The organism is Alcanivorax sp. HI0044, from assembly GCF_001634945.1.
On record NZ_LWEZ01000300.1, the window covers coordinates 1 to 814 of the forward strand.

Sequence of the window (814 nt, forward strand, 5' to 3'; positions counted from 1 at the left end):
CCTGGCTGCAATTGTATTGGCAGCTGCGTGGCGATAGCCGTGCACAGGATGTAAATACCCGCCACACGGCGTAATCAAGACAGCCTGAGACAGTGCCCGGCGGCAGGGCGTGACGCCTCTTTACGGCGTCATCTCTGCCGCAGTATGCGCTGCTTCTGGCGATTCCAGTCGCGCTCTTTCTCTGTGGCGCGCTTGTCGAACTTCTGCTTGCCTTTGGCCAGTGCGATGTCGCACTTGGCGAACCCTTTCTTCCAGTACAGGCTCACCGGTACGCAGGTGAAGCCGTCTTTCTGTACGCCGCCAAATACCCGCCCCAGCTCACGACGGTGCAGCAGCAGTTTGCGCGTGCGTGTCGGGTCCGGGTTAACGTGGGTGCTGGCGGTGTTGAGGGGCTCGAAACGGGCACCGAACAGGAAGGCCTCGCCGTTTTTCAGCAAGACGTAGGCTTCTGTCAGGTTGCCTTTGCCGGCACGCAGGGACTTCACTTCCCAGCCTTCCAATACCAGGCCGGCTTCGAAGTGCTCTTCCAGATGATATTCGTGGCGTGCCTTGCGGTTTTGCGCAATGGTGGCCGACGGTGCTTTGGCTTTCTTGTTGGCTTTTCCCATAGGGCGGCGATTATAGAGCAAGGGGAGAGTGGCTGATAGCGGTTTGTCTGCTGTGGCCGGTGCCGGGTGAGTGACTGCTTACCATCTTTGTGCTGTTGCTGGCGGTCACTTGAGCCGCCCTGCCAAAAAAAAGACAATACCGCCACGCGAACAAGGGTAATGGTGTTATGAAGCAAGAAAACAAGTCGGTCCATGGGGTATGGGGC

The 814-nt window shown here is 58.2% G+C and carries 1 protein-coding gene; it reads right to left on the minus strand.

Annotation, left to right across the window (positions count from 1 at the left end):
• Positions 1-128 precede the first annotated feature (128 nt).
• Positions 129-608 (minus strand): SsrA-binding protein SmpB, encoded by a 480-nt coding sequence (gene smpB, locus A3730_RS03655; protein ID WP_063521317.1) that lies wholly within the window; start codon positions 606-608, stop codon positions 129-131.
• Positions 609-814 lie beyond the last annotated feature (206 nt).